Consider the following 22336-nt stretch of genomic DNA (forward strand, 5'->3'; position numbering starts at 1 on the left):
CGCACCCGTTCGCACGGTGAGATTGCTGGGTGCTTGCGGGGAATGAGTGATGCTGTCGCTGCTGCGGCGGCAAAATGACTTTCACTTTGCCACCGCCGGACAGGCAGCGCCTATGCGCCTGCCTTGCGATAGGCTGCGACGACAAGCCAAATGGCGGAAAGCAGAAAGTAGAACGCGCCGAACCCAGCATAGGGGGCGATGTCTAGAATCGTCGGCGCAACAGTGCCGAGGGATAGGCTGATCATGAAGCCGCCGGCGAGGGCCGATTGCGCACCACTCAGGATCATCGCCCATTGCGCGCCATAGTAGCGCCAACGCCTTAGTCCCGTATTCAGCTGCAGCAGGCCCGAGAGGATCGCCCAAACCCCGAACACGGCCAGAACGGCATACATGCCGTTGCGGATCGCCACGATGACGGCGAGCGCCGTTATCAGGCTGACCACGACATTCAATGCTTGAGACGAGTTGGCTTTCAGGCCGCCATTTACCCTGACGTCAACCAGGTTGGCGAACGCGTCCCATGCCGGGTAGATCACGAGCAGAAACGCGGCGGGACCGGGTCGCCCGCTGAAGAGAATGGCGGCAGCAATCCAGGCGATAGAGAATATAGCGCGTCCGAAATAATAGGATCGCAACCAGTTGGGCCGGGTCGAAGATTGGCTTTGCATTGGCAGGCTCCTTGTTGTTGTCTACCTACCAGTAGGGAGGCATCTTCCCATGAGTCAACCCGGCGCTCGGACACCTCTTCGTGAGAAGCAGGAGCGATGCACATACTTGACAATCTTCCTACCAGAAGGTAGGCGAAGGTATGGAATCAAAGACTTCGACGTCCGAAAAAATTCTCGACATCGCGCAGTCGCTCATCGTCGCAGGCGGCTATAACGGGTTCAGCTATGCCGATATCTCGGCTGCGATCGGCATCAGGAAGGCGAGCATCCACCATCACTTTCCGACGAAGGCCGAACTGGTCTCGGTGCTGGTGGATCGCTACAAGCGGCAGGCTGAATCCGGTTTGGAATCTGTCCGGAAGCAGTTCTCAAGCCCTGCAGAACAACTGCGATCCTATCTGAACTACTGGCAGACATGCATTCGCGATGCCTCGCCGTCATTTTGCGTCTGCGCGATGCTCGCTGGCGAGATGCAGATGCTGCCGGAAGAGGTCGCATCGCGCATTCGTGCTCATTTCCATAACCTGGCGAGATGGCTTACGTCGGTGCTGCGGGCTGGAGTGGAGCAGGGCTTGTTCCGGTTGAACAACCGGCCGGAGGAGGAGGCCCAAATGTTGATGGCATCGGTTCATGGGGCCATGCTCTCTGCGAGGGCTTTCAGCGATCCCGGGCTGTTCACCAAAATCGTTACGCCCCAGATCACCAAACTGCTGGGACAGGATTGCTAGAGAACTGTCAGGCCAAAGTGGTCAACTGCTCAGGTCGAAAGCCGACGTCCGGTCTTCGCTTGGTTCCTGTCCCCCAAACCTCTCCGCGGCTATTCTTGCCTGTTGGCTGCCGTCCCGTTCGCGGTATCAGGCAGCACAAATGGCGCGGCCCCGGATGAGCGGGTCGAGCGGGAACGAATAGCCTGATGCAATTCTATGATGTCGTGATCATCGGCGCGGGTGCCGCCGGAATGATGTGCGCCGTGGAGGCGGCCAAGCGTGGCCGTTCGGTGTTGATCCTCGATCACGCGGCGATGCCGGGCGAAAAGATCCGCATCTCGGGCGGTGGCCGGTGCAACTTCACCAACATCCACGCCAGCCCGAAGAATTTTCTCTCAGGCAATCCGCATTTCTGCATTTCGGCGCTCAGCCGTTACACGCAGCGCGATTTCATCGCGCTCGTCCAACGCAATCGCATCGCCTACCACGAGAAGGCGCTGGGGCAATTGTTCTGCGACGGCTCCGCCCGCCAGGTCATCGACATGCTGGTCTCGGAAATGCAGGGCAGGGGCGTGGAGCTGGCCCTGTTGACCAGCGTTGCGGATGTCCGCAAAACGGCCGAGGGGTTTGTGCTCACCCTCTCCACCGGCACGGTCACTTGCCAGTCCGTTGTTGTGGCCTGCGGCGGCAAGTCGATCCCCAAGATGGGGGCGACCGGTTTCGGCTATGAGCTTGCCGAACGGTTCGGCCTAGCCATTGTCGAAACGCGGCCGGCGCTGGTGCCGCTGACATTCGACGCCAACACGCTCGAACGGCTGGCGCCCCTGGCCGGCAACGCCGTCGACGCGGAAGTCGCTTGCGGCAAGACGCGGTTTTCCGAAGCGATGCTGTTCACGCATCGCGGCGTCAGCGGACCGTCCATCCTGCAAATCTCGTCCTATCGGCGCGAGGGCGATGAAATCCGCATCGCCATGCTGCCGGGGGTGGATGTGGCGGACCTCATTCGTGCCGCCAAGCGCGGCAATGGACGGCAGGCGGTGCAGACGGTGCTGGCAAATCATCTGCCGAAGCGGCTTGCCCAATCGATCACTGAACGAACCGGGATCGAGAGCAACCTCGCCGATCTTTCCGATGCCCAGATCAAGACCGTCGCCGCCGCGATCAATGACTGGCGTATCAAGCCGGCCGGTTCAGAGGGCTACCGCACCGCCGAAGTGACGCTGGGCGGGGTCGACACCAACGGACTGGACCAGAAGACGATGCAGGCGAGATCCGTGCCGGGCCTGTTCTTCATAGGCGAAGTCGTCGATGTCACAGGTTGGCTGGGTGGCTATAATTTCCAGTGGGCATGGTCGTCGGGATGGGTGGCGGGCCAGGCTGCCTAGGACCCGTTACTTCTGCGCCTTCGCCCGAGCACCCGCCGGCGCTTTCTTCTTCTTTTTGGCCCGGTTGTAGTCGATGGCGGCCCGGACAAGGTCTTTCAGGGCGCCCTCATCGAGCTTGTCGCCCTCAAGGATATCGATTGCCCGCCACACCTTGCCGCCAAAACCGTTGTTGAACAGCTTGTCGGGATCGGGCAGGCTGGCGCCATGGAAAAAGGTGAGCTTCACCTTGTCCTTGTGGGCATTGCCGACGACGATGTTCCCGTCCAGGCACCATACCGGGCTGCCCATCCACTTCCACTCCTCGACGATGTCCGGGTCGGCTGCAAGAATGGTCTTGCGGATGCCGGTGAGCGTCTCGGCGCGCCAGTCCTTGAGGCCGGCGATCAGCTGGTCGATCTGTTCGGATGGGTTCATTGGGTGCCTTCCTGTGCCTCGACGCGTTCAACCGCCGTCCTTTACCAGCGCGCCAGCTGGGTGATCTGAACGAGGTTGCCGCAGCTGTCGTTCAGCTGAGCGATGGTCGAGCCGGTTACCTCGGTCGGCGGCATGGTGAACGCGCCGCCCTTGGCCTTGATGCGCTCGTAGTCGCCCTTGACGTCGTCGGTGAAGAACATAACCGCGGGCTGCCCCTGCTTGAAGATGGCTTCCTGATAAGCCTTGGCCGCCGGGTTGTCGTTGAGGGCGAGCTGCAGCTCGGTCCCGTCAGGCTCTTCGGCCGAGGTCACGGTCAGCCAGCGATAGGGTCCATTGCTGAAATCGGCCTTCTTGGTGAAGCCGAGCACGTCGGTATAGAAGCGCAGTGCGTTCTCCTGGTTGTCCACGTGCACACTGGTCAGCTTGATCTTCATGGCTATTTCTCCTCTGTCGTATTCGGTCGCTACGGGACCCAGCCGGGCAGGGCGGCGGCCTGCTTCACCCAGTCCGCCATCCGCGCCTCGTCGAACTGGTCGTCTTCGCGGATGTCGATCCAGCGCACATCCTTGCTCTTCGCCGTGCCGCCGGGTGGGATCGGCCGCAACGACATGCCGCTGAAGAAGGTCACCTTCACGTAGTGGGTGAAGACATGAAACGTCACGAACCAGCCTTGGCCTTCGATGCCGTAGAACGGCGAATTCCATCTCACGGCCTTGCGCACGTCAGGCACGCTGCGCTGGATGAGCGCGTCGAGGCGCTCGCCGAGATCGCGCTTCCAGCCTGGCATTGCGGCGATGTATGCCTGCACGGGGGCGTCGCCGTCGCCCTTGGCGATTTGCGGGTTGCCGCCCGAGAGCAGCACCGGTGCAGCCTTGGCCTTGATGGATTGTCCCAGCGTCTTGGCCATTCTGCCCACACCTATCCGTCCGCGCGCTGCGCGTCGCGTCCCTTGGTGGCATAGGGCAGCACGAACATGTACAGGCCGCTGAACAGCAGCAGGACGAGCGGTAACAGCGGAGAGTAGACCACCCAGGCGGGAGGCTGCCCGAATGCCATGGTGACGAAGTTGGCGATGACGGTCAGCGTAAAGATGATCGACAGCCAGCGATGAATTTGCCGAATCCACTTGTCCAATGGCACCTCCTGTCAACGGGCCGAAGCGGACCCAGCGATCCGCTTGCCGGCGGCTTTCAATCCAGCCGCGCCAGGACATCCTCCAGGGCAGCGAGGAACCTCTGCCAGCCGACGGTGGCGCCGCGGAAGTAGGGCTGCTGGTCCGACCGGAAGCCCGTCTGCTCCATGCGCAGATGGGTCCCCGTGCTCGTAGCGGTGAGCGTCCAGGTGACCACGCTCTCGAGATCCTTGGTATCCCAGGTGTAGGATAGCGTCTTGTTGGGCTCGACCGTCTGGACCCGACAGTCGACGCCGCCCCAGTCGGCGCTGAGATTGAAACGGTGGTCCACGACTGGCTTGAAGTTGTTCTTCATCAGCCACTCCTCGATCAGATGCGGTTGGGTGAGGGCGCGCCAGATCTTCTCCGGCGGATAGGGGATATCACGTTCGACGATGACGGAGCGCGTTTCGGTCGCTGTGCTGGTCATTGGTCCATTCTTTTGAGCAAATTTTCGAGGTCGTCGAACCGGCTCTGCCAGAACGCGTTCATCTGGTTCGTCCAGTCGGTTAGTGGGGAAAGTGCTGCGAGCTGGGCGCTGTAATGGGTCTGCCGTCCTTCATGGCGATCGCGCACCAGTCCGGCCTGCCTGAGAAGACCGAGATGCTTCGACACCGCGGGCTGCGAGACCCCGGATTGAGCCGTCAACGCTCCCACCGTCTGTTCGCCCTCGCGGCACAAGCGCTCGAAGATCGCACGACGCGTCGGATCGGAGAGCGTTCTGAAGAGGACATCGTGAGCGTTCGTCATTTGGGATCGATAACCCGGCGGCTATTGGTTTAACGTATAACCACCGAGATATGGATGTGTCAAGCAGGGGCGTTGATGGTCACGATCCGGCCGTTTCCGAAAAAATCTTTCCATTACCCCAAGGATTAGCCATTAGCCTTCGTCCAACAGGCAAATGATGGCGATGATGCTGGATGAGAGCGAAGCCTCCGACGCCGAATTGATCGGGCGGGCGAAGGGCGGAGACAGGGGGGCCTTCAGCACATTGCTGGAGCGCCATTACGACTTTGTCTATCGGGCCGCCTATCGATGGTGCGGCAGGAAGGCGGACGCCGAAGACATCGCCCAGGAGGTCTGCGTCCGGCTCGGCAAGGCGATCCGCGACTATCGCGGCGGCGGCGCCTTCACGACATGGCTCTATTCCGTGACGATGAACGCCGCGCGAGACACGATGCGAAAGACCGCGCGTGAGACGGTCAAGACCGAGGCCTACGGCATCCATGCGCTGATCACGGGCGATGCGTCGGCCGAACCGGAAGACCCGGCCGACGCCCTATGGGCAGCGGTTCGGCAATTGCCGGATAAGCAGCGTGACGCGGTGCTTTTGGTCTATGGCGAAGGGTTGAGCCACGCGTCCGCCGCCGAAGCGATGGCGATCTCGGAGACGACGGTTTCCTGGCACATCCATGAAGCGAAGAAACGGCTGAAGACGCTGATGCGCACGGCCGGGGAAGTGTGACCATGGTCGACGACAACGAACTCAAGAAACTGCGCGACATCGCGGCACCGGCGCCGGGCGGGAGCGCGAAGGCACGTGCTTTTGAGGCCGCCCTGCGCGCCTATGATCAGGAAAATATTTCTGCCGTCACCCAAGGATCGGTTGGCGGGCTTCGTCTCACAGAGCGAGCACAAAAGCTCTGGAGCGAGATCATGCAAAAGAAACTCATTGCCACGCCGGCCCTTGCCGGGCTCGTCGCCCTGCCGATCGCCGGATACGCCACCTTCCATATGCTGAGGGAGCAGCCGCCTAAATTCGGCGGCGACGAGAAGATCAGCGAGACGCTGGCCGACAAGCCGGCGACCCTGAAGCCGACCACCGCCGAGCCGAAGCCGGCTCCCACCGAATTGGCGAAGGACAAGAAGGCCGACGCCGATGTGGAAAGCCGCGATGCCACCGATGCGCTCGTGGCGCCGGCATCGCCGCCGAAATCCGAATCGACCGTTACCGGCGGTGCGGCACAACCGAACGCGTCGGCGACTCCCACCGTGTCGTCGAGGTTTGACCTAAAGACCTATAGTGGCAAAGAGACAGAGTATGGAACTTTGCCAGCTCCCAGGCCGGCGCCTGCGCCCAGCGGCGAGGTTTCGCGGGAGAGTGCTGGCCTAATGCCGAGCGCGCCCCATGCCGCGCGGGCCAGTCGCGTCCAAGGGGCCGAGTCCAAGCTGATGGTGCCGCAGCCGTCGACCTTGCCGGCCGACCAGATGCAGCCGCAACAGGAAAACCGCGACCGCGTCGAGGACTTCAAGACCAATCCGGTGCATGCCGCGCTCGAGGATCCGGTCTCGACCTTCTCGATCGATGTCGACACGGCTTCCTATTCCTTTGTGCGCGGTTCGCTGAAACAGGGCACCCTGCCTCAGGCCGATACGGTGCGCGTCGAGGAGATGATCAACTACTTCCCCTATGACTGGAAGGGGCCGGATTCGGCCTCGACGCCGTTCAACTCGACCGTCAGCGTCATGCCGACGCCGTGGAACACGCACACCAGGCTGATGCACGTCGCCATCAAGGGATTTGACGTCAAGCCGGCCGAGCAGCCGAAGGCCAATCTGGTCTTCCTGATCGACGTCTCGGGCTCGATGGACGAGCCGGACAAGCTGCCGCTGCTCAAGTCGGCATTCCGGCTGCTGGTCAGCAAGCTGAAGGCGGACGACACCATCTCGATCGTCACCTATGCCGGTGATGCCGGTACGGTCCTGGAGCCGACTAAGGCGTCCGAAAAGGACAAGATTCTCAGTGCCATCGACAATTTGAGGCCAGGCGGCAGCACGGCCGGCGAGGCGGGTATCAATGAAGCCTACAGGTTGGCGCAGAAATCCTTCGTCAAGGACGGCGTCAACCGGGTGATGCTCGCCACCGACGGCGACTTCAATGTCGGCCAAAGCGATGACGATGATCTGAAGCGGCTGATCGAGAGCGAGCGCAAGACCGGTGTCTTCCTGTCGGTGTTCGGTTTCGGCCGAGGCAATTTGAACGACCAGATGATGCAGACCATTGCCCAGAACGGCAACGGCACCGCCGCCTATATCGACACGCTGGCCGAGGCCGAGAAAGTGCTGGTCGAGGATGCCTCTTCGACGCTGTTCACCATCGCCAAGGACGTGAAGATCCAGGTCGAGTTCAACCCGAACAAGGTCTCCGAATACCGCTTGATCGGCTACGAGACCCGCGCCTTGAACCGCGAGGATTTCAACAATGACCGCGTCGATGCCGGCGATATCGGCTCGGGCCACTCGGTCACCGCGATCTACGAGATCACACCCAAGGGCGGCGGCGGGGAACAGATCGATCCGCTGCGCTATGGCCAGGCGTCGGTCAACAATGGCGGTGTCGCCAATGCGGACGAATATGCCTTCGTCAAGATCCGCTACAAGCTGCCCAACGAGGACGTCTCGAAGCTGATCACCACACCGGTGACCTCGGCCAATGAGATTTCGTCGTTCGACCAGGCCAGCACCGACCAGCGTTTCTCCGTCGCGGTCGCGGCCTTCGGCCAGAAGCTGCGCGACGAGGATGCGACCGCGAAGTTCGGTTATGACAAGATCATGGAGATCGCCACTGCCGCTCGAGGAGCCGACCCGTTTGGGTACAGGTCCGAGTTCCTCTCGCTTGTGCGCCTTGCCTCGGCGCTGGGCGGTAACCGGTAGTGGTGATAACGGCCGGTTTCTTTCAGATGGGATCGTTCTGATAGGGGAAGCCGACCTACGGGCGGGTGAGGCAGGCCGGCGAGGGATTCATTCCCTTGCCGGCCTTTTTTGCAATTTCCCGGGTCGTTAAATTGCGCCGCATTTCCGGTACTGGATCGCAACCCCCTCCTTGCTACACGGGACATGTCTACGGGGCTTGAGGAGCCGGAATTGCAGATCAGGACTATCGTCAACTCGATACCGCCAGCACGCGACGCCTCCGCGGTTTCATCAGCCCCATCATCCGAATCAAGGCGCATCAGCGACGATGTCGCGCAGGCGCGCGACACCGCCATGTCGGCGCTGACCAACGACCGCTTCCGCATCATGCTGGAGCAGATAACCGATCCGGTTTCATCCGGCGCGCTGATGACGATGCGCGGCGACAATGTGGTCGACTTCAAGTCGGCGCAGTCGAGCTACGCCGACAACAGCGAATAGTCGAAAACCATGGGTCAGGCCCGGCCGCGGCGGCGCTCGCGGCGGGCTTCGCTGGTCTCGGCGGTGTTTTCCGTCGCCACCTTGTTGCGCATCGGACCGATGCGCTCGACGATCGCGGCAACAGTCGGACGATCCGCCTTGGTGTGGGCGTCGAGCGCCTTGCGCATCGCGGCAAGGTGCTGGAACGAGGTGCCGCAGCAGCCGCCGATAATCTTGGCGCCGCCATCGACGGCGAGGCGCACATAGTCGGCCATCAGTTCGGGCGTGCCGGAATAGTGGATTTCGGTGCCGCGGAATTCGGGAATGCCGCAATTGCCCTTGACGATAACCGTCGCCTCCGGCTTCGCTTCGGTCATATCGAGCAGTGAGGCCAGGATATCGGAGGCGCCGACACCGCAATTGGCGCCGACACCGAGCGGTGCCTGCGAAAGTCCGTCGGTGACGCCGTGGATATCCTTCGGCAGCAGGCCCATCATGGTGCGGCCGGCGGTGTCGAAGGAACCGGTGTAGGTGTAGGGGAGGCCGACGCGTATGGCAGCCTCGGCCGCGGCGCGGATCTCGTCGGGAGCCGACATCGTCTCGATCCAGGCAACTTCGGCGCCACCGGCCTTGAGGCCCTCGATCTGCTCGGCGAAGGCGTCGACCGCCTCGTCATAGGTCATGGCGCCAAGCGGCACCAGCAATTCGCCGGTCGGGCCGACCGAGCCGGCGACGATCACCTTGCGGCCGGCCTTGTCGGCGACGGCACGGGCGAGCTCGGCGGCGCGCTTGTTCAGCGCATGCGCGCGGTCCTGCGCATGGTGCAGCTTCAAGCGGTGACGGGTGCCGCCGAACGAGTTGGTGAGGATGATGTCGGCGCCGGCATCGACGAAATTCTGGTGCAGGCTGGTGATGGTGTCGGGCGCCGTCTCATTCAGCAGCTCGGGTGCCTCACCGGCCTCCAGACCCATGGCGAACAGATTGGTGCCGGTGGCGCCATCGGCCAGCAGCACGCCCTTTTCAGCCAGCAGCGCGTCGATTGGGTTGGTGGTCGTCATCGGATTGGCTTTCATGTTTCGAATTCGAATAAGGATATAAAGAAGTCTTTATGTGTAGTCAATGAAATAGCAGTGGCGGCGGCACCCCGCCCGCCCAAAGGATCGTGATCGCCCAAGCTCAGACAGTGCCTGTTGGGAACGACATGCCGGCCAGTCTGTGCGCGAAGCCTGCCGCCTCGTGCGCGTTGATGTCGGCGGCGCGGATCAGATTGTCGAAATGCTGGATCAGCGTCTGGATCGGCTGGGTGGCGTTGAGCACCAGATACATGTCGCCGACATAGATGGCGGCGCGATAGGGTCCGAAGATGGTGTAGGGGATCGAATAGCGCATCCGCCCGTCATAGAGAAACAGCCGGAAGGTTGGATAGAGGTCGTCGAGCAGCGTCGCCATGTGCAGGAGTTGGGCGCGGCGGTCGGCTTCCGGGAAACGATCCCAGACGCCCAGCCCGCGTGCAAAGATCTCCAGCGTGTGGCGTGGCATGCAGACTTCCATGTCGGTTTCCGGCCGCCTGTTGTAGTCGATGCGGTATTGTGTTTCGCCGGCCTGCGCCAGGCGGCTCTTGTTGGCGATGCCCGCCTCATACTCGATCAGCGCCTCGGTGCGCAGAAGATCGGGAATGCCGGCGGGCACGTAGCGGATCTTGGTGCCGGCGGCCTCGGCGTGCCATTTGGCCAGCAGCGTGCGGTCGAACCCGTCCGGTGCCTCCTCGATCTCAAGGCTCTCGCGGATTTCGCCGGTGAGGCCCTCATCCTGGCTGAGGCCGAGAAGCCAGTCGAGCGACACCTTGAACTCGGCGGCGATATTGAGCAGCGTTTCGGCGCGGGGCAGGCGGGTCGAGGCGCCCGACAGCAGCTGCGACAGCGCCGAGCGGTCGATGCCGACCGCCGTCGCGAAGGCCGACTGGTTGAGGTCGGAGCGTGTCAAGAGCATTTTCAGGCGCTCGCGGAAGATGGTCGACAGGTCGCGCTTGTCCATATCGGTGCTCCGGTCCGATTGAGGAAAAATTTGCGCTGAAGCGTCTTCACGTGCTTCTCAGGCGTAAATAAATCCCTAAGTCTGTTTACAATGTATAACATGTGCGGTCAAAAATGCGCAATCGCAACAGTTTGTGCACTTTGTCTCGTTGAGAGGAATCAATTCTCCTGACACAATGCTGTCAGGAACCAATTGGGGCTCCGGCGACTGAGGGGCAGTGGTCGATAGCATGACGAGCAAGAGCATCAGGCGACACAGAGTACCGGCCATCGAGTGGCCGACCGTGGTACTCGCCTTCTTCTGTTACGCAACTTGGCTCGCCACCGGTTTCCTGCTCTGGCCATCCTACCCCATCCTGGCGCTCGCCGTCCTCGCCTTCACCGCCGCGCTGCAATCCTCGATCATGCACGAAGCGCTGCACGGACATCCGACGCGCAACGCGCGGGTCAACGAAGCCTTCGTCTTCCTGCCGATCGGCCTGGTCTGGCCGTTCCGCCGCTTCAAGACCATCCATCTGCGCCACCACGCCGACGAGCGGTTGACCGATCCGCTGGACGATCCGGAAAGCTATTACCAGGCGCTGTGGCAGCATCACGAGCTGCCGCCGACGATGAAATTCGTGCTCAAGATCAACAACACCATGGCCGGCCGGTTCGTGCTCGGCCCCTGGCTGTCCTGCATCGGCTTCTTCATCGACGACGCCAAGCAGATGATCGCCGGCGACAAGGCGATCCGCAAGGCCTGGCTGTTGCATGCGATCGGCCTTGCCATCGTGGTGCCGATCGTCCAGTCCGGCTTCGGCATCCCGCTGTGGCTTTACATTCTGGTGCCGGTCTGGCTCGGCCAGTCGCTGATCTCGATCCGTACTTTCGCCGAGCATCAATGGTCGGAACATCCGGAAGGCCGCACGGTGATCGTCGAGCGCTCGCCGCTGTCGTTCCTGTTCCTCAACAACAATCTGCACTTCGTCCACCACAAGAGCCCGACAGTAGCCTGGTACAAGCTGCCCAACCTGTTTCGTGACCGCCGTGAGGAATGGCTGCGGATGAACAATGGCTATGCCTATCCGAACTATTTCGCGCTGATCAAAGCCTATGCGTTCAAGGCGAAGGAGCCGGTCGTGCACCCGGTGCTGCGGCGCCAAGCGGAGCCCGGCAGGGCGTTCAAGCCACGCGTCAGGGCGCGCAGCATCAGCGGGCTTGGCAGTGCGCCGGTTCCCGCGGAGCCGCCCAAGGAATGAGTTTTTGTGGCAGGCAGGTGCTGCGTGCTAGACTGGCTGCGGTCGGTTCCCTTCAATCCCGGGCATAGCGGTCGAATTCCGACATGAGCGAATTGGTTGCGGCGTTGCCGATGTATGACTGGCCTGAAGTGCGCGATGACGTCGACGCGCAATGGGCGCTGCTGCGCGATGCCTTCCGGCAAAAGGGTATCGACGCGCCGCAAACCATCGCGCGCCGCAATGGTGACCTGCCGCCGGTGCCGGGCGGCATTCACGATGCCCAGGGAAAACTGATTGCATCCGATCGGGCGACATTGTCGCCGGACGAACTCGACTTTCTCAAATTGTGGCTGCATCCGGCGCTGCTTTTCTCGCAGACCTGCTGGGGGCCGATGGAACTAGGTCTGTCCAGGCATGTGCAAGTGGTCGGCCAGCCGAGCTACGACGCCTATGAAGGCGGGCAGGGTGAGCTCTACTCCAGCGCCATCGTTATGCTGGCGGATGGCGCGCCGTCGGTTGCCTCGCCAGATGACGGCAGCCCGCTGATCCCGCTCGATCGCATCCGTGGCAGGCGCTTCACCTTCAACAATCTCGATTCCATGTCCGGCCTGATCGGACTGACGCGCGACCTGGAGGCAATGGGCGAGAGCCTTGACCTCTTTGCCTCGCGCAGCGAAAGCGGCGGGCACCGTTCCTCGATCGTCGCGATTGCCGAGGGCAAGGCCGATGTCGCGGCCATCGACTGCGAGAGCTGGGTGCTGGCGCAGCGCTTCGAGCCGGCAGCTCGGAAAGTAAGGGTCGTTGGCTGGACGGGACGGCGCAAGGGCCTGCCCTACATCACCGCCGCAACGACGCCGGAAAAGACGGTAACCGCGCTGCGCGAGGTCCTTGCCGGCCTAGCCGAGCAGCCGCTCGTCAAGCGGATAGGTTGAAAGCTGCTCGTTGCCGGCCGCGGTGATCAGGATCTGTTCCTCGATCTTGACGCCTTCGCGCCCGCCAAGCCTGCCGATGTAACTTTCCACACACAACACCATTCCCGGTTCCAGCACGCCGTCCGGCGTATCTGATGTCCAGTCGCAGGCATGCGGCAAGGTCGGGTATTCATCGGCCAGGCCGACGCCATGATAGAGCACGCCATAGCGCGTCGGGAAGCAGTCACCCGGCGGCACCGCCGAGCGTTCGACGAGGTCGCGGAACGAGATGCCCGGTTGCATCAATGCCGTGTTGTGCGCGATCTGGTCGGCGGCGATGCGGAACAGCTCTCGCTGCTCGTCAGACGGTTTTGCGTCGCCGCACAGCCAGGTGCGCGACAGGTCGGCGCAGAAGCCGTAGGGGCCGATCAGGTCGGTGTCGAAGGCGACGAGGTCACCGGCCTCGATCTTTCGAGACGAGCATTCCTGGAACCATGGATTGGTGCGCGGCCCTGACGTCAGCAGCCGGGTCTCGATCCATTCGCCGCCGCGCGCGATGTTGCCGCGATGCAGTTCGGCCCATAGCTCATTTTCGGAAATGCCAGGCTTCAGGGCCTGTTCCATCTCGCCCATCGCTGCTTCGCACGCGACGATGGCGCGGCGCATGGCGAGGATTTCGTCCGGCGACTTGATCAGCCGCGCATTCTCCATCACCGCTTCGCCATTGCCGATCGAAACACCAAGGCGTGCCAGTTCCTCGACGCCTTCAGGGTTGATGTGATCGACGGCGATGCGGCTGTTTCCGCCGCCATGTTCCCTGACCAGATCGGCGATGCCGGCGGCCCAGCGGCGGACCTTTTGCTCCGTAAGCTCGCCGCTATAGAGATACATCCACGACACCGCCGGCCGCACCTCGTCGACGACGCCGGAATGATCGGACAGGTGTTCGCAGGAGAAATAGTCGAACAGTATCACCGGTCCGTCGGTGGCGACGAAGCAATGCCGTGTCGGATTGTGCGCCACCCACAGCTGCATGTTGGTGCTGTCGGTGGCGTAGCGGATGTTGACGGGGTCGTAGAGCAGGGCACCGGCATAGCCGCGGCGCTTCAGCTCGGCGCGGATGCGCTCCAGCCGGTATTTTCGCATCGCCGGCAGGTCGGGAGCGGCAATGCCCGCCGCGGCCCATTCGGCTTCCGCCTGCGCGCCATAGCCCAGAACATGCTGGTTGAGCGAAGCCGCCTTCTGGCGGGAGGCGTCGCGCAGCGCCTCGATCGAGCCCGGCTCGAACGGCATGATCTTGCGATGCCGGCCAAAGCTGCCCTTTGGCCCCGCGCTGTCCATGGTCGAACCTCAGGTCCGCATCTTCTCGCCGCTCGGATCGAATGGTGCTTCGACATTGATGCGGGCCGGACGCCGGTGTCCGAGGATCTCGATCTCGAACAGTCCGGCACTTTCGTCCTCGGCAAGTGCTGCTGGTACATAGCCTTGCGCCATCGACTTCTGCACATAGTGGGCATAGCCGCCCGACGTAACCCAGCCGACCACGCGCCAGTCGCCGTCTACGATGCCACGTACAGCCGAAGCGCCTTCGGCGGCCTTGGAGCCGCGTATCTCCTTGCCGCCCGTGTCGAAGCGCGGCGCGCCATAGCCATGCGGCTTTTCAACCGTGCCATAGTCCTTGCTGACCTTGGCCCAGATCGGCTCGTCGCCCATGACGTCGGCATCGGCTGCATCGACGATGAAGGAGACGCGGCGCAGTTTCGGTCCCTCGGCGTGCTCCTTGGCGGCAGCCTCTCGGCCGATGAAATCGTTCTTCTCGAGCTTGATGAAGCGGTCCATCGCGCCTTCGAACGGCCCGTAGATCGGCCGCAGCTCGCGGAACCAGGTCGGGAAGTTCTTTTCCAGGCGCATGGAGAGCAGAGCGCGCATACCGAAATCGACGAGACCGAATTCCTTGCCGGCGTCCTTGATCGCCTGGTAGACCAGGCGCTGATAGGCAGGCGCCATCCAGATCTCGTAGCCGAGGTCGCCCGTGTAGGTGATGCGGTTGACGAGACAAGGTGCGCCGCCGACCGCCATTTCGCGGAAATCCATGAAGCGGAAGGCTTTTGTCGAGATGTCGACGTCGACCAGCTTTTGCAGCAGGTCACGCGATTTCGGTCCGGCGATCGAAAGGCCGACCAATGTCTGGTCGAAGCGGTGGATGCGCACCGATCCATCCTTCGGCAGATGTTTTTCGAACCAGCGCATGTGGTATTTCTGCGCGGCCGACGAACCCCAGATCATGAAGCGGTCTTCTCCACCCCTGGGGGCGGCCTTGGCGATGGTGAAGTCGCCGATCAGCTTGCCGAATTCGTTGAGCATCGGCGTCAGCACGATGCGGCCGGTCTTCGGCATGCGGTTGGTCATCAACCGGTTGAGGAAATCCTCAGCCGCTAGCCCAGACACTTCGTATTTGGCGAAGTTGGCGATCTCGGTGACGCCGACGCGCTCCCGCGTGGCGCGCACTTCCTCGCCGACCGGCCCAAAATAGTTGGAGCGATGGAAGGAGACGATATCCCTGGGCTCCTTGCCTTTCGGTGCGAACCACAGCGGTGTCTCGAGGCCCCAGGAGTCGCCCATGACGGCGTTGTTGGCTAGCATGGTGTCGTAGAGCGGCGTCGTCTGTGCGGGGCGCGCCGCCGGCAGTTCCTCATTGGGGAAGCGGATGGAGAAGCGCCGCGAATAGTTTTCACGCACCTTGGCGTTGGTGTAGCGCAGGCCGGCCCATTCGCCGAAGCGGGTGACATCCATGCCCCAGACGTCGAAGCCGGGATCGCCATGCACCATCCAGTTCGACAAAGCGAGGCCGACGCCGCCGCCCTGGCTGAAGCCGGCCATGACCGCGCAGGCGCACCAGAAATTGGTCAGGCCCTGCACCGGGCCGACCAGCGGGTTGCCGTCGAGCGCGAAGGTGAAGGGGCCGTTGATGATCTGCTTGATGCCGGCCTTCTCGATGCCGGGGAAATGCTTGAAACCGATTTCCAGCGACGGCGCGATGCGGTCGAGGTCCGGCGGCAGCAGTTCGTGGCCGAAATCCCACGGCGTGTTGATCGGCGACCACGGCTTGCAGGCCTTTTCATAGGTGCCGAGCAGGATGCCGTTGCGCTCCTGGCGGGTGTAGATCTCGCCCTTGAAGTCGAGCACGCCGATCATTTCGCGCCCGGTCGATTTGTTGAATTCCTCGACCTCCGGCATCGGCTCGGTCAGGAGATACATATGCTCCATGGCCAGCACCGGCAGTTCGACGCCGACCATGCGGCCGATCTCGCGCGCCCACAGGCCGCCGCAGTTGACGACATGCTCGGCCTTCACCGTGCCCTGTTCGGTGACGACATTCCAGGTGCCGTCGACCTCCTGCGTCAGTTCGACAACGCGGTTGCGCAGCACGATCTCGGCGCCGAGCTTCTTCGCCGCCTTGGAGTAGGCAATGGTCGTGCCGGACGGGTCGAGATGGCCTTCGACCGGATCCCACATGGCACCGACGAAATTGGTCTCGTCCATCAGCGGGAACATCGCCTTGGCTTCGGACGGGGTGATCAGCTCGGTGTCCATGCCAAGATAGCGGCCCTTGGCGTGGGCAAGGCGCAGGAAGTCCATTCGTTCCGGCGTATCGGCCATCATCACGCCGCCGGTCAGGTGAAGCGAGCAGGATTGGCCTGATATTTCCTCGATCTCCTTGTAGAGCTGCACCGTATAGGCCTGCAGCTTGGCGACATTGGGGTCGCCGTTCAGCGTGTGGAAGCCGCCCGCCGCGTGCCAGGACGAGCCGGAGGTTAGCTCCGAGCGCTCGATCAGCATGATGTCGGTCCAGCCAGCCTTGGCCAGGTGATAGAGAACCGAGCAGCCAACGACGCCGCCGCCGATGACAACCGCTTTTACATGAGATTTCATCAAGATAGGTCCGTTTTTGAAGGAATTGAATCGAGTGGGCGCGGTGTGCACCCTTCCTCAACCCCGTCGATCGGGGAAGAGGTGTCGAGCGAAGCTCGACGGAGTGGGGGTCGGCTATTCATCAAGGCAATGATCAAAAATCGGTTGGCGCGCCGCCTTCGGACCGCCGCTTGGCGACGAAGGCGTTGAGTTCCTCGCGGATGGCCGGATCCATGTAGGGCTCTTCGTAGGACGCAAGCCGTTCCTTCCAGACTTTGTTGGCCTTTTCGAGCGCTGTCGGCGAGCCGGCTTCCGCCCAGGTCTCGTAATTGCGCCAGTCGGACAGGATCGGCGAGTAGAAGGCGGTCTTGTAGCGGTCCTGCGTGTGCTGGGTGCCGAAGAAATGGCCGCCAGGGCCGACGGACTGGATGGCGTCGAAGCCGAGCGCCTCCTCGGAAAGGTCGAGCGGGGTCAGGAATTCGGCCACCATCTGCAGCAGGTCGATGTCCAGAATGGTCTTCTCGTAGGAGCAGCGCAGGCCCCCTTCGAGCCAGCCGGCGGCGTGCATCATCAGATTGCCGCCGCCCTGGATGGCGCCCCACAGCGAGAACACGCTTTCGTAGGCCGACTGCGCGTCGACCGTGTTGGCGGCGCAGGTGTTGGAGGTGCGGTAGGGTATGTTGTAGCGGCGGGCAAGCTGGCCACCAACGAGCTGCGCCTTCATGTATTCCGGCGTGCCGAAGGCCGGTGAACCGGACTTCATGTCGACATTGGAGGTGAAGCCTCCATAGCCGACGGGCGCGCCCTTGCGCACCATCTGCGCGAAGGCGATGCCGGCAAGTGCTTCGGCGTTTTGCTGCACCAGCGCGCCGGCGATGGTGACCGGCGCCATGGCACCCGATAGGGTAAACGGCGTCACGACCACGACCTGGCCCTTGCTCGACATCTGGATGATGCCTTCCATCATCGGCACATCGAGCTTGAGCGGCGAATTGGTGTTGATGATGGTGAAAACGGACGGCTCTTCGAGCAGCTGCTCGTGGCTGATGCCGCGCGCGATCCTGGCGATCTCGATGCCGTCGACATTGCGCTCCTTGCCGAGCGAATAGATGTGGAACACCTTGTCGGTGAGCACGCTGAGATCGCGGATGCATTCGAGATGGCGGACGGATGGATGGATATCGGTCGGCTCGACCGGATAGCCGCCCGTGCAGTTCAGGATATTGTGCATCTGCGCGAGCTTGAGGAAATTGCGGTAGTCCTGCTGATTGCCAGGCCGGCGGCCACGATCGATGTCGGAGCAATTGGGCGCCGACGCCATCATCGAGATGATCACATTATTGCCGCCAAAGCGCACATTGTGCGCGGGGTTGCGGGCATGGATGGTGAACTCCGACGGGCAATGCGACACCAGTTCCAGGATCATGTCGCTGTCGAAGCGCACCCGCTCGCTGCCATCGCGCACGTCGGCGCCATGCGCTTTCATGATGCGGCGGGCTTCGTCATGCAGCACGTCGACGCCGATTTCCCGCAGCACGCGCAACGAAGCGAGGTGGATCGATTCCAGCTCGTCGTCGGAGACCAGCCTGGTCGGCGTCAGCGGGTTTTTCAGCTGGCGGAAAGCCGGCTGCTCGAACGCGGCCGAGCCGCCGGCGCGCTTTCCGGCGCGGCCACCGCGACGGGCGCGATCGGTGGCCAATGCCGGTTCTGCTGGTTGTAGGGCGGCGGTCATGGTGGTCCTCGTACGATGCGATAGCGGGCGGCATAATGGACCGGCGGCTGTCCAGCCATTGCGGAGGCGGCGACCACTAGGGCGAGGGAAGCGACATACCGGAACGGCAGTTGCGCGGCCCCGATTGCATTGCCCCGTTGGCGCAAGCGGATTTCGCTGGCCGGCCTTTCTTGTCGCTGTCGCCGGCTTTACGCTCTGTGCGGTGATCCTGCATGCCGTCTCATCAAAGCTCACCCGTTTCGAGGATGACGGCCAGCGGCCTTATCGGGTTTGCCAAGCTGGCGCCGGCGCTGCTGCTTGCCGTGCTGATCTCGGCCGCGGTCCAGCAGAGCACCTATGCGCTGATCCCGGTCTTCGGCGCCAGTTACGGCCTGGCGCAAGCCGTACTGGCCTCGCTGATGATGGCGCTTTCGCTGGGCAACATCCCGCTGCAGATCCCGCTCGGCCTTTCCGCTCGGACTGCCGGTCGTTACCGCCGGCCTCGACGCGGTGCCGGTGATGTTCGCGCTGTATCGCTCGTCCGGGCGCCGAGCCTCCTGACAGGCCGAGCCTCCTGACAGGCATTGTCTGGAGCAAGCAGTTTTCTCCCGCCAGGGGACTTACCACCAGATGACGCAGTCGCTAATCCTGCAACCCCGATAGCGGTGCGCACAATGAACCTGGCGGAATCGAACGACGAGACGATGCAGTGGGCGGCGATCACGGGGGTGATCGCGACCGTCTCGGTGTTCGCCATCGCGCAGGGGCTGTCCTATCCGCTGCTGAGCTTCATCCTGCAGCGTCAGGGCGTTTCGCCGGCGATGATCGGCCTGTCTGCGGCGATGACGCCGATCGGCTTCATCGTGTCGTCGCCGCTGATCCCGGCGCTGGCGCGGCGGTTCGGGGCAGGGCGCACGGCGCTCATTTGTGCTGCTCTGTCGGCAATCGTGCTGGCGCTGATCGGCTGGACGCAGAACGTCTATCTCTGGTTTCCGCTGCGCTTCCTGATCGGCGTGGTGACCAATCCGCTCTATGTGCTGAGCGAGATCTGGGTGATCGCGCTGGCGCCGCCGACGCGGCGCGGCCGCGTCATGGGTGTTTATTCGACGATCATCTCGGCCGGTTTCGCGGCCGGGCCGCTGTGCTTGCTTGCCGTCGGCACGGAAGGCTGGCCGCCCTTCCTCGTCGGCATTTTCGCCTTCGTGCTGTGCGGCATCTGCCTGGCCTCGGTGCTGCAGCGCCTGCCAAAGGTCGACGAGGCGGGGAACCAGGTTTCGGTGCTTGGCTTCGTGCCGCTGGCCTGGCTGCTTTTGTTTGCCGTCATCGTGGCCGCCGGCTTTGAACAGGGGGCGCTGGCCTTGCTGCCGGTCTATGGCACCCATCACGGCATCACTGAAACCCGCATGTCGGCGCTGCTGTCGGTGATGATTGCCGGCAACATCGCCATGCAGGTGCCGCTTGGCTTGCTGGCGGAAAGGCTTTCCGCGCGCCTGGTGCGGCTTGTCTGTGTTGCCTTGACGGTGCTCGGCTGCGCGCTTTTGCCGCCGCTCATCGAGACGCCGCTGGTCTGGCCGATGATCTTCATCTGGGGTGCTGTTTCCTACGGCATCTACACGATGTCGATCATCGAGCTCGGCGAGCGCTTCACAGGCTCGACACTGGTCGCCGGCAACGCAGCGTTCTCCTTGATGTGGGGCGTCGGCGGCATCGCCGTGCCGCCGCTGGCGGGCGGCGCCATGGATATTCTGGGCGCCGGCGGGCTGCCGATCACGCTCGGCCTGATGTGCCTGGCGCTGGCGATCGCGAGCCTGGCTGGCCGGCGGAAAGCCTCAATCGTGCGTTGAACATATTGAATATCGGACATGGCATATCGATGTTGGCAATGCCAAAAGCGACGCGTTTATCGGAGACCTCATGACCAAGCCCAGCCAAAAACCAAGATCCGCCACCGAGACCAACGATCCCTTCCTCTGGCTGGAGGACAGGACAGCCACGCAGTCGCTCGACTGGGTGCATCGCCAGAACGAGGTCACGGTTGGCGAGCTGCAGGGTGATCCATCCTATCAGGCGTCGTTCCAGACCGCGCTCGACCTGATGACGGCCGAGGACAACATCGCGGTCGGCGCCGCACTCAAAGGCCATGTCTACAATTTTTGGCAGGACAAGACCAATTTGCTCGGCCTCTGGCGTCGCACGACGGTCGCGTCCTACAAGACCGAGAAGCCCGACTGGGAAACGATCATCGACTTCGACCAGCTTGCGGCGAAGGAGGGGATCAAATGGGTGTTCAGCGGCGCCAGCCGGCTCTATCCGGACTTCAGTCGCTGCCTTGTCTCGATGTCGCCCGATGGCGGGGACGCCAGCGAGATGCGCGAGTTCGACATCGAAACCAAATCCTTTGTAGAAGATGGGTTTCGCGCGCCCGCATCCAAGTCGGGTTTCAGCTGGCTGGACAAGGACATGGTCATCGTTTCGGCGGCCTTCGAGGAAGCCGACAAGACTGAGTCCGGTTATCCGCGCGTGGTCAAGCTCTGGAAGCGCGGCACGAAGCTCGAAGACGCGACACCGATCTTCGAGGCGCAGAAAGAGGATCTGGCCGTTGGCGCAGCTGTCGAGTTCGACGGCGACAAGCGCTATTTGATCCTGGCCCGGACGCTGAATTTCTTCGCTTCGCACATCTTCCTCCGGCTGCCTTCCGGTGAAAACAGACGTCTGCCTTTGCCGGACGACATGACCGACACCGCGATCTTCAGGGATCAGCTCGTCTTCGGCTTGCGCAGCCCGTGGACGGCGCCCGACGGCACGTTGTGCAAGCCTGACGGCCTCTATTCGCTGGATCTGGCGCACTGGGTCAAGACCGACGCGCTCGGCCCGGTGGAGACTTTGTTCGAGCCGGCGTATCGCGTTTCCATCGCCGGCATTGCCCGCACGCAGGACCGGCTGTTCATCAACCTGATGGACAATGTGCGCGGCAAGGTCGTCGTCTGCGAGCGGACCGATCGAGGCTGGTCGCTGAAACCGGTCGCGTTGCCCGAAAACGGCAATGTCGGCATCAGCCATGCCGAACAGTTCGGCTCGAGCGTTTCCTTCTCCTTCACCGATTTCCTGACGCCGAGCTCGATCATCTGGTCGGACGACAATGGCGAGACGCTGGCCACCGTGAAATCGCAGCCGGCGCGTTTCGATGCCTCGCCGCTGATCTCGGAACAGTTCGAGGCGCGCTCGAAGGACGGCACGATGATCCCCTATTTCGTCGTCAGGCGGCGCGACCAGAAAGGTCCGGTGCCGACGCTGCTCTATGGCTATGGGGGCTTCGAAGTGCCGTTGCTGCCTGGCTATGCCGGCGTGCGCGGCAGGCTGTGGCTGGAGAAGGGCAACGCCTATGTGCAGGCCTGCATCCGCGGCGGCGGCGAGTTCGGCCCGGCCTGGCATCAGGCGGCGCTCAAGGGCAATCGCCAGAATGGCTTCGACGATTTCGCCGCGGTTGCGCAGGATGTCGTTCGACGCGGGATTGCGACAGCAGCCTCGCTCGGCATCCAGGGCGGCTCGAATGGCGGCTTGCTGACCGGCGTTTCCTTGACGCAGCGCCCCGAACTTTTCGGTGCCGTCATCATCGAGGTGCCACTCCTCGACATGCTGCGCTACACCGAATTGCCGCCCGGTGCCTCCTGGATGGCCGAGTATGGCGATCCGTCGAAACCGGAAGACGCGAAGTGGCTTTCCGCCTATTCGCCCTACCAGCATGTCGATGCCGGTGCCGCCTATCCGCCGGTTCTGCTGACCACCTCGACCGCCGATGACCGGGTCCATCCCGGCCATGCGCGCAAGATGGCCGCGCGTCTGCAGGAAGCCGGTCATGCCAAGACGATGTTCTTCGAGGAGACAGAAGGCGGCCATGGCGGTCGCGGCGACCGCCGGCCGCAGGCGGCGCAGACCGCGATGAAATATGTGTTTCTACAAAGGGCGTTGAGCGGCGAAGCCTGACCTCTTTCCATGGCGCCGCCTGAGCAAAGGAGTGGTTCACCTCGACCGCCCTTTGCTCTAAGGTGTCTGCCATGGCTCTCGCTAGGCTATCAGCTCGTGCATTC

The 22336-nt window shown here is 62.7% G+C and carries 22 protein-coding genes; 10 read left to right on the forward strand and 12 right to left on the reverse strand.

The features are described 5' to 3' along the window. Window positions 1–110: 110 nt before the first annotated feature. A complete protein-coding gene (locus tag NKG99_RS11695; RefSeq protein ID WP_352867509.1) occupies window positions 111–668 on the reverse strand; it encodes a DUF308 domain-containing protein in 558 nt (185 codons plus the stop codon). A 140-nt stretch (window positions 669–808) separates the two neighbouring features. Here NKG99_RS11695 and NKG99_RS11700 point away from each other — a divergent pair, with 140 nt between their 5' ends. After that, window positions 809–1396 (forward strand): TetR/AcrR family transcriptional regulator, encoded by a 588-nt coding sequence (locus tag NKG99_RS11700; RefSeq protein ID WP_352867510.1) that lies wholly within the window; start codon window positions 809–811, stop codon window positions 1394–1396. Between the two features lie 185 nt (window positions 1397–1581). Beyond that, window positions 1582–2760, forward strand: a complete 1179-nt coding sequence (locus NKG99_RS11705; protein WP_352867512.1) for a BaiN/RdsA family NAD(P)/FAD-dependent oxidoreductase — start codon at window positions 1582–1584, stop codon at window positions 2758–2760. Window positions 2761–2766: 6 nt separating this feature from the next. Here the strand turns inward: NKG99_RS11705 and NKG99_RS11710 are convergent, their stop codons facing one another. The 6 genes from NKG99_RS11710 to NKG99_RS11735 are packed head-to-tail and all read right to left on the reverse strand — an operon-like array spanning window position 2767 to window position 5095. Continuing rightward, window positions 2767–3174 carry a DUF1801 domain-containing protein gene (locus NKG99_RS11710; protein ID WP_352867514.1) on the reverse strand — a complete coding sequence of 136 codons (408 nt, stop codon included), beginning with the start codon at window positions 3172–3174 and terminating at the stop codon, window positions 2767–2769. 41 nt (window positions 3175–3215) lie between these two features. Next, on the reverse strand, window positions 3216–3608 hold the full coding sequence (locus tag NKG99_RS11715; RefSeq protein ID WP_352867515.1) for a VOC family protein: 393 nt from the start codon (window positions 3606–3608) through the stop codon (window positions 3216–3218). Window positions 3609–3637: 29 nt separating this feature from the next. After that, a complete protein-coding gene (locus tag NKG99_RS11720) occupies window positions 3638–4081 on the reverse strand; it encodes a DUF1801 domain-containing protein (RefSeq protein ID WP_352867516.1) in 444 nt (147 codons plus the stop codon). Between the two features lie 11 nt (window positions 4082–4092). Then, window positions 4093–4314 carry a hypothetical protein gene (locus NKG99_RS11725; protein ID WP_352867517.1) on the reverse strand — a complete coding sequence of 74 codons (222 nt, stop codon included), beginning with the start codon at window positions 4312–4314 and terminating at the stop codon, window positions 4093–4095. A 50-nt stretch (window positions 4315–4364) separates the two neighbouring features. Next, the gene (locus NKG99_RS11730; RefSeq protein ID WP_352867520.1) at window positions 4365–4775 is read right to left on the reverse strand and encodes an SRPBCC family protein; all 411 of its coding nucleotides are present in this window, start codon (window positions 4773–4775) and stop codon (window positions 4365–4367) included. Then, window positions 4772–5095, reverse strand: coding sequence for an ArsR/SmtB family transcription factor (locus NKG99_RS11735; RefSeq protein ID WP_023757734.1), 324 nt, complete (start codon window positions 5093–5095; stop codon window positions 4772–4774). Before NKG99_RS11735 ends, NKG99_RS11730 begins: the two co-directional genes overlap by 4 nt. A gap of 157 nt (window positions 5096–5252) precedes the next feature. Between NKG99_RS11735 and NKG99_RS11740 the strand changes: the two genes are divergently transcribed. The 3 genes from NKG99_RS11740 (at window position 5253) to NKG99_RS11750 (ending at window position 8482) form a co-directional block, all read left to right on the forward strand. Then, entirely contained in the window at window positions 5253–5813 is a 561-nt protein-coding gene (locus NKG99_RS11740) for an RNA polymerase sigma factor (protein WP_352867681.1), read from the forward strand. A gap of 2 nt (window positions 5814–5815) precedes the next feature. Beyond that, window positions 5816–8002 carry a vWA domain-containing protein gene (locus NKG99_RS11745; RefSeq protein WP_352867521.1) on the forward strand — a complete coding sequence of 729 codons (2187 nt, stop codon included), beginning with the start codon at window positions 5816–5818 and terminating at the stop codon, window positions 8000–8002. 210 nt (window positions 8003–8212) lie between these two features. Then, on the forward strand, window positions 8213–8482 hold the full coding sequence (locus tag NKG99_RS11750; RefSeq protein WP_352867523.1) for a hypothetical protein: 270 nt from the start codon (window positions 8213–8215) through the stop codon (window positions 8480–8482). A 14-nt stretch (window positions 8483–8496) separates the two neighbouring features. Here NKG99_RS11750 and bmt read toward each other — a convergent pair whose 3' ends face one another. Both bmt and NKG99_RS11760 read right to left on the reverse strand, forming a co-directional pair. Next, window positions 8497–9519, reverse strand: coding sequence for a betaine--homocysteine S-methyltransferase (gene bmt / locus NKG99_RS11755; protein WP_352867684.1), 1023 nt, complete (start codon window positions 9517–9519; stop codon window positions 8497–8499). A gap of 118 nt (window positions 9520–9637) precedes the next feature. After that, entirely contained in the window at window positions 9638–10495 is an 858-nt protein-coding gene (locus NKG99_RS11760; protein WP_352867524.1) for a helix-turn-helix domain-containing protein, read from the reverse strand. Between the two features lie 229 nt (window positions 10496–10724). Between NKG99_RS11760 and NKG99_RS11765 the strand changes: the two genes are divergently transcribed. Beyond that, window positions 10725–11735, forward strand: coding sequence for a fatty acid desaturase (locus NKG99_RS11765; RefSeq protein WP_352867526.1), 1011 nt, complete (start codon window positions 10725–10727; stop codon window positions 11733–11735). An 83-nt stretch (window positions 11736–11818) separates the two neighbouring features. Beyond that, window positions 11819–12646: a phosphate/phosphite/phosphonate ABC transporter substrate-binding protein gene (locus NKG99_RS11770; RefSeq protein ID WP_352867527.1), complete on the forward strand. Its 828-nt coding sequence runs from the start codon at window positions 11819–11821 to the stop codon at window positions 12644–12646. On the opposite strand, the gene NKG99_RS11775 is transcribed toward NKG99_RS11770, so the two are convergent. The 3 genes from NKG99_RS11775 to NKG99_RS11785 all read right to left on the reverse strand — a co-directional run bounded on the left by NKG99_RS11775 (window position 12611) and on the right by NKG99_RS11785 (window position 18269). Then, window positions 12611–13966: a M24 family metallopeptidase gene (locus NKG99_RS11775; protein WP_352867528.1), complete on the reverse strand. Its 1356-nt coding sequence runs from the start codon at window positions 13964–13966 to the stop codon at window positions 12611–12613. The two genes, NKG99_RS11770 and NKG99_RS11775, sit on opposite strands and share 36 nt — an antisense overlap. 9 nt (window positions 13967–13975) lie before the next feature. Beyond that, on the reverse strand, window positions 13976–16558 hold the full coding sequence (locus NKG99_RS11780) for a GcvT family protein (RefSeq protein WP_352867530.1): 2583 nt from the start codon (window positions 16556–16558) through the stop codon (window positions 13976–13978). A 133-nt stretch (window positions 16559–16691) separates the two neighbouring features. Continuing rightward, the gene (locus NKG99_RS11785; protein ID WP_352867531.1) at window positions 16692–18269 is read right to left on the reverse strand and encodes a trimethylamine methyltransferase family protein; all 1578 of its coding nucleotides are present in this window, start codon (window positions 18267–18269) and stop codon (window positions 16692–16694) included. A gap of 212 nt (window positions 18270–18481) precedes the next feature. On the opposite strand from NKG99_RS11785, the gene NKG99_RS11790 reads away from it, so the two are divergent. The 3 genes from NKG99_RS11790 (at window position 18482) to NKG99_RS11800 (ending at window position 22232) form a co-directional block, all read left to right on the forward strand. Further along, a complete protein-coding gene (locus NKG99_RS11790; RefSeq protein WP_352867533.1) occupies window positions 18482–18826 on the forward strand; it encodes a hypothetical protein in 345 nt (114 codons plus the stop codon). Window positions 18827–18922: 96 nt separating this feature from the next. Next, on the forward strand, window positions 18923–20092 hold the full coding sequence (locus NKG99_RS11795) for an MFS transporter (protein ID WP_352867534.1): 1170 nt from the start codon (window positions 18923–18925) through the stop codon (window positions 20090–20092). Between the two features lie 70 nt (window positions 20093–20162). Further along, window positions 20163–22232, forward strand: coding sequence for a prolyl oligopeptidase family serine peptidase (locus NKG99_RS11800; RefSeq protein ID WP_352867535.1), 2070 nt, complete (start codon window positions 20163–20165; stop codon window positions 22230–22232). Window positions 22233–22336: the final 104 nt, after the last annotated feature.

Origin of the sequence: Mesorhizobium sp. M1409 (assembly GCF_040317535.1) — a bacterium.
GTDB lineage: Bacteria > Pseudomonadota > Alphaproteobacteria > Rhizobiales > Rhizobiaceae > Mesorhizobium.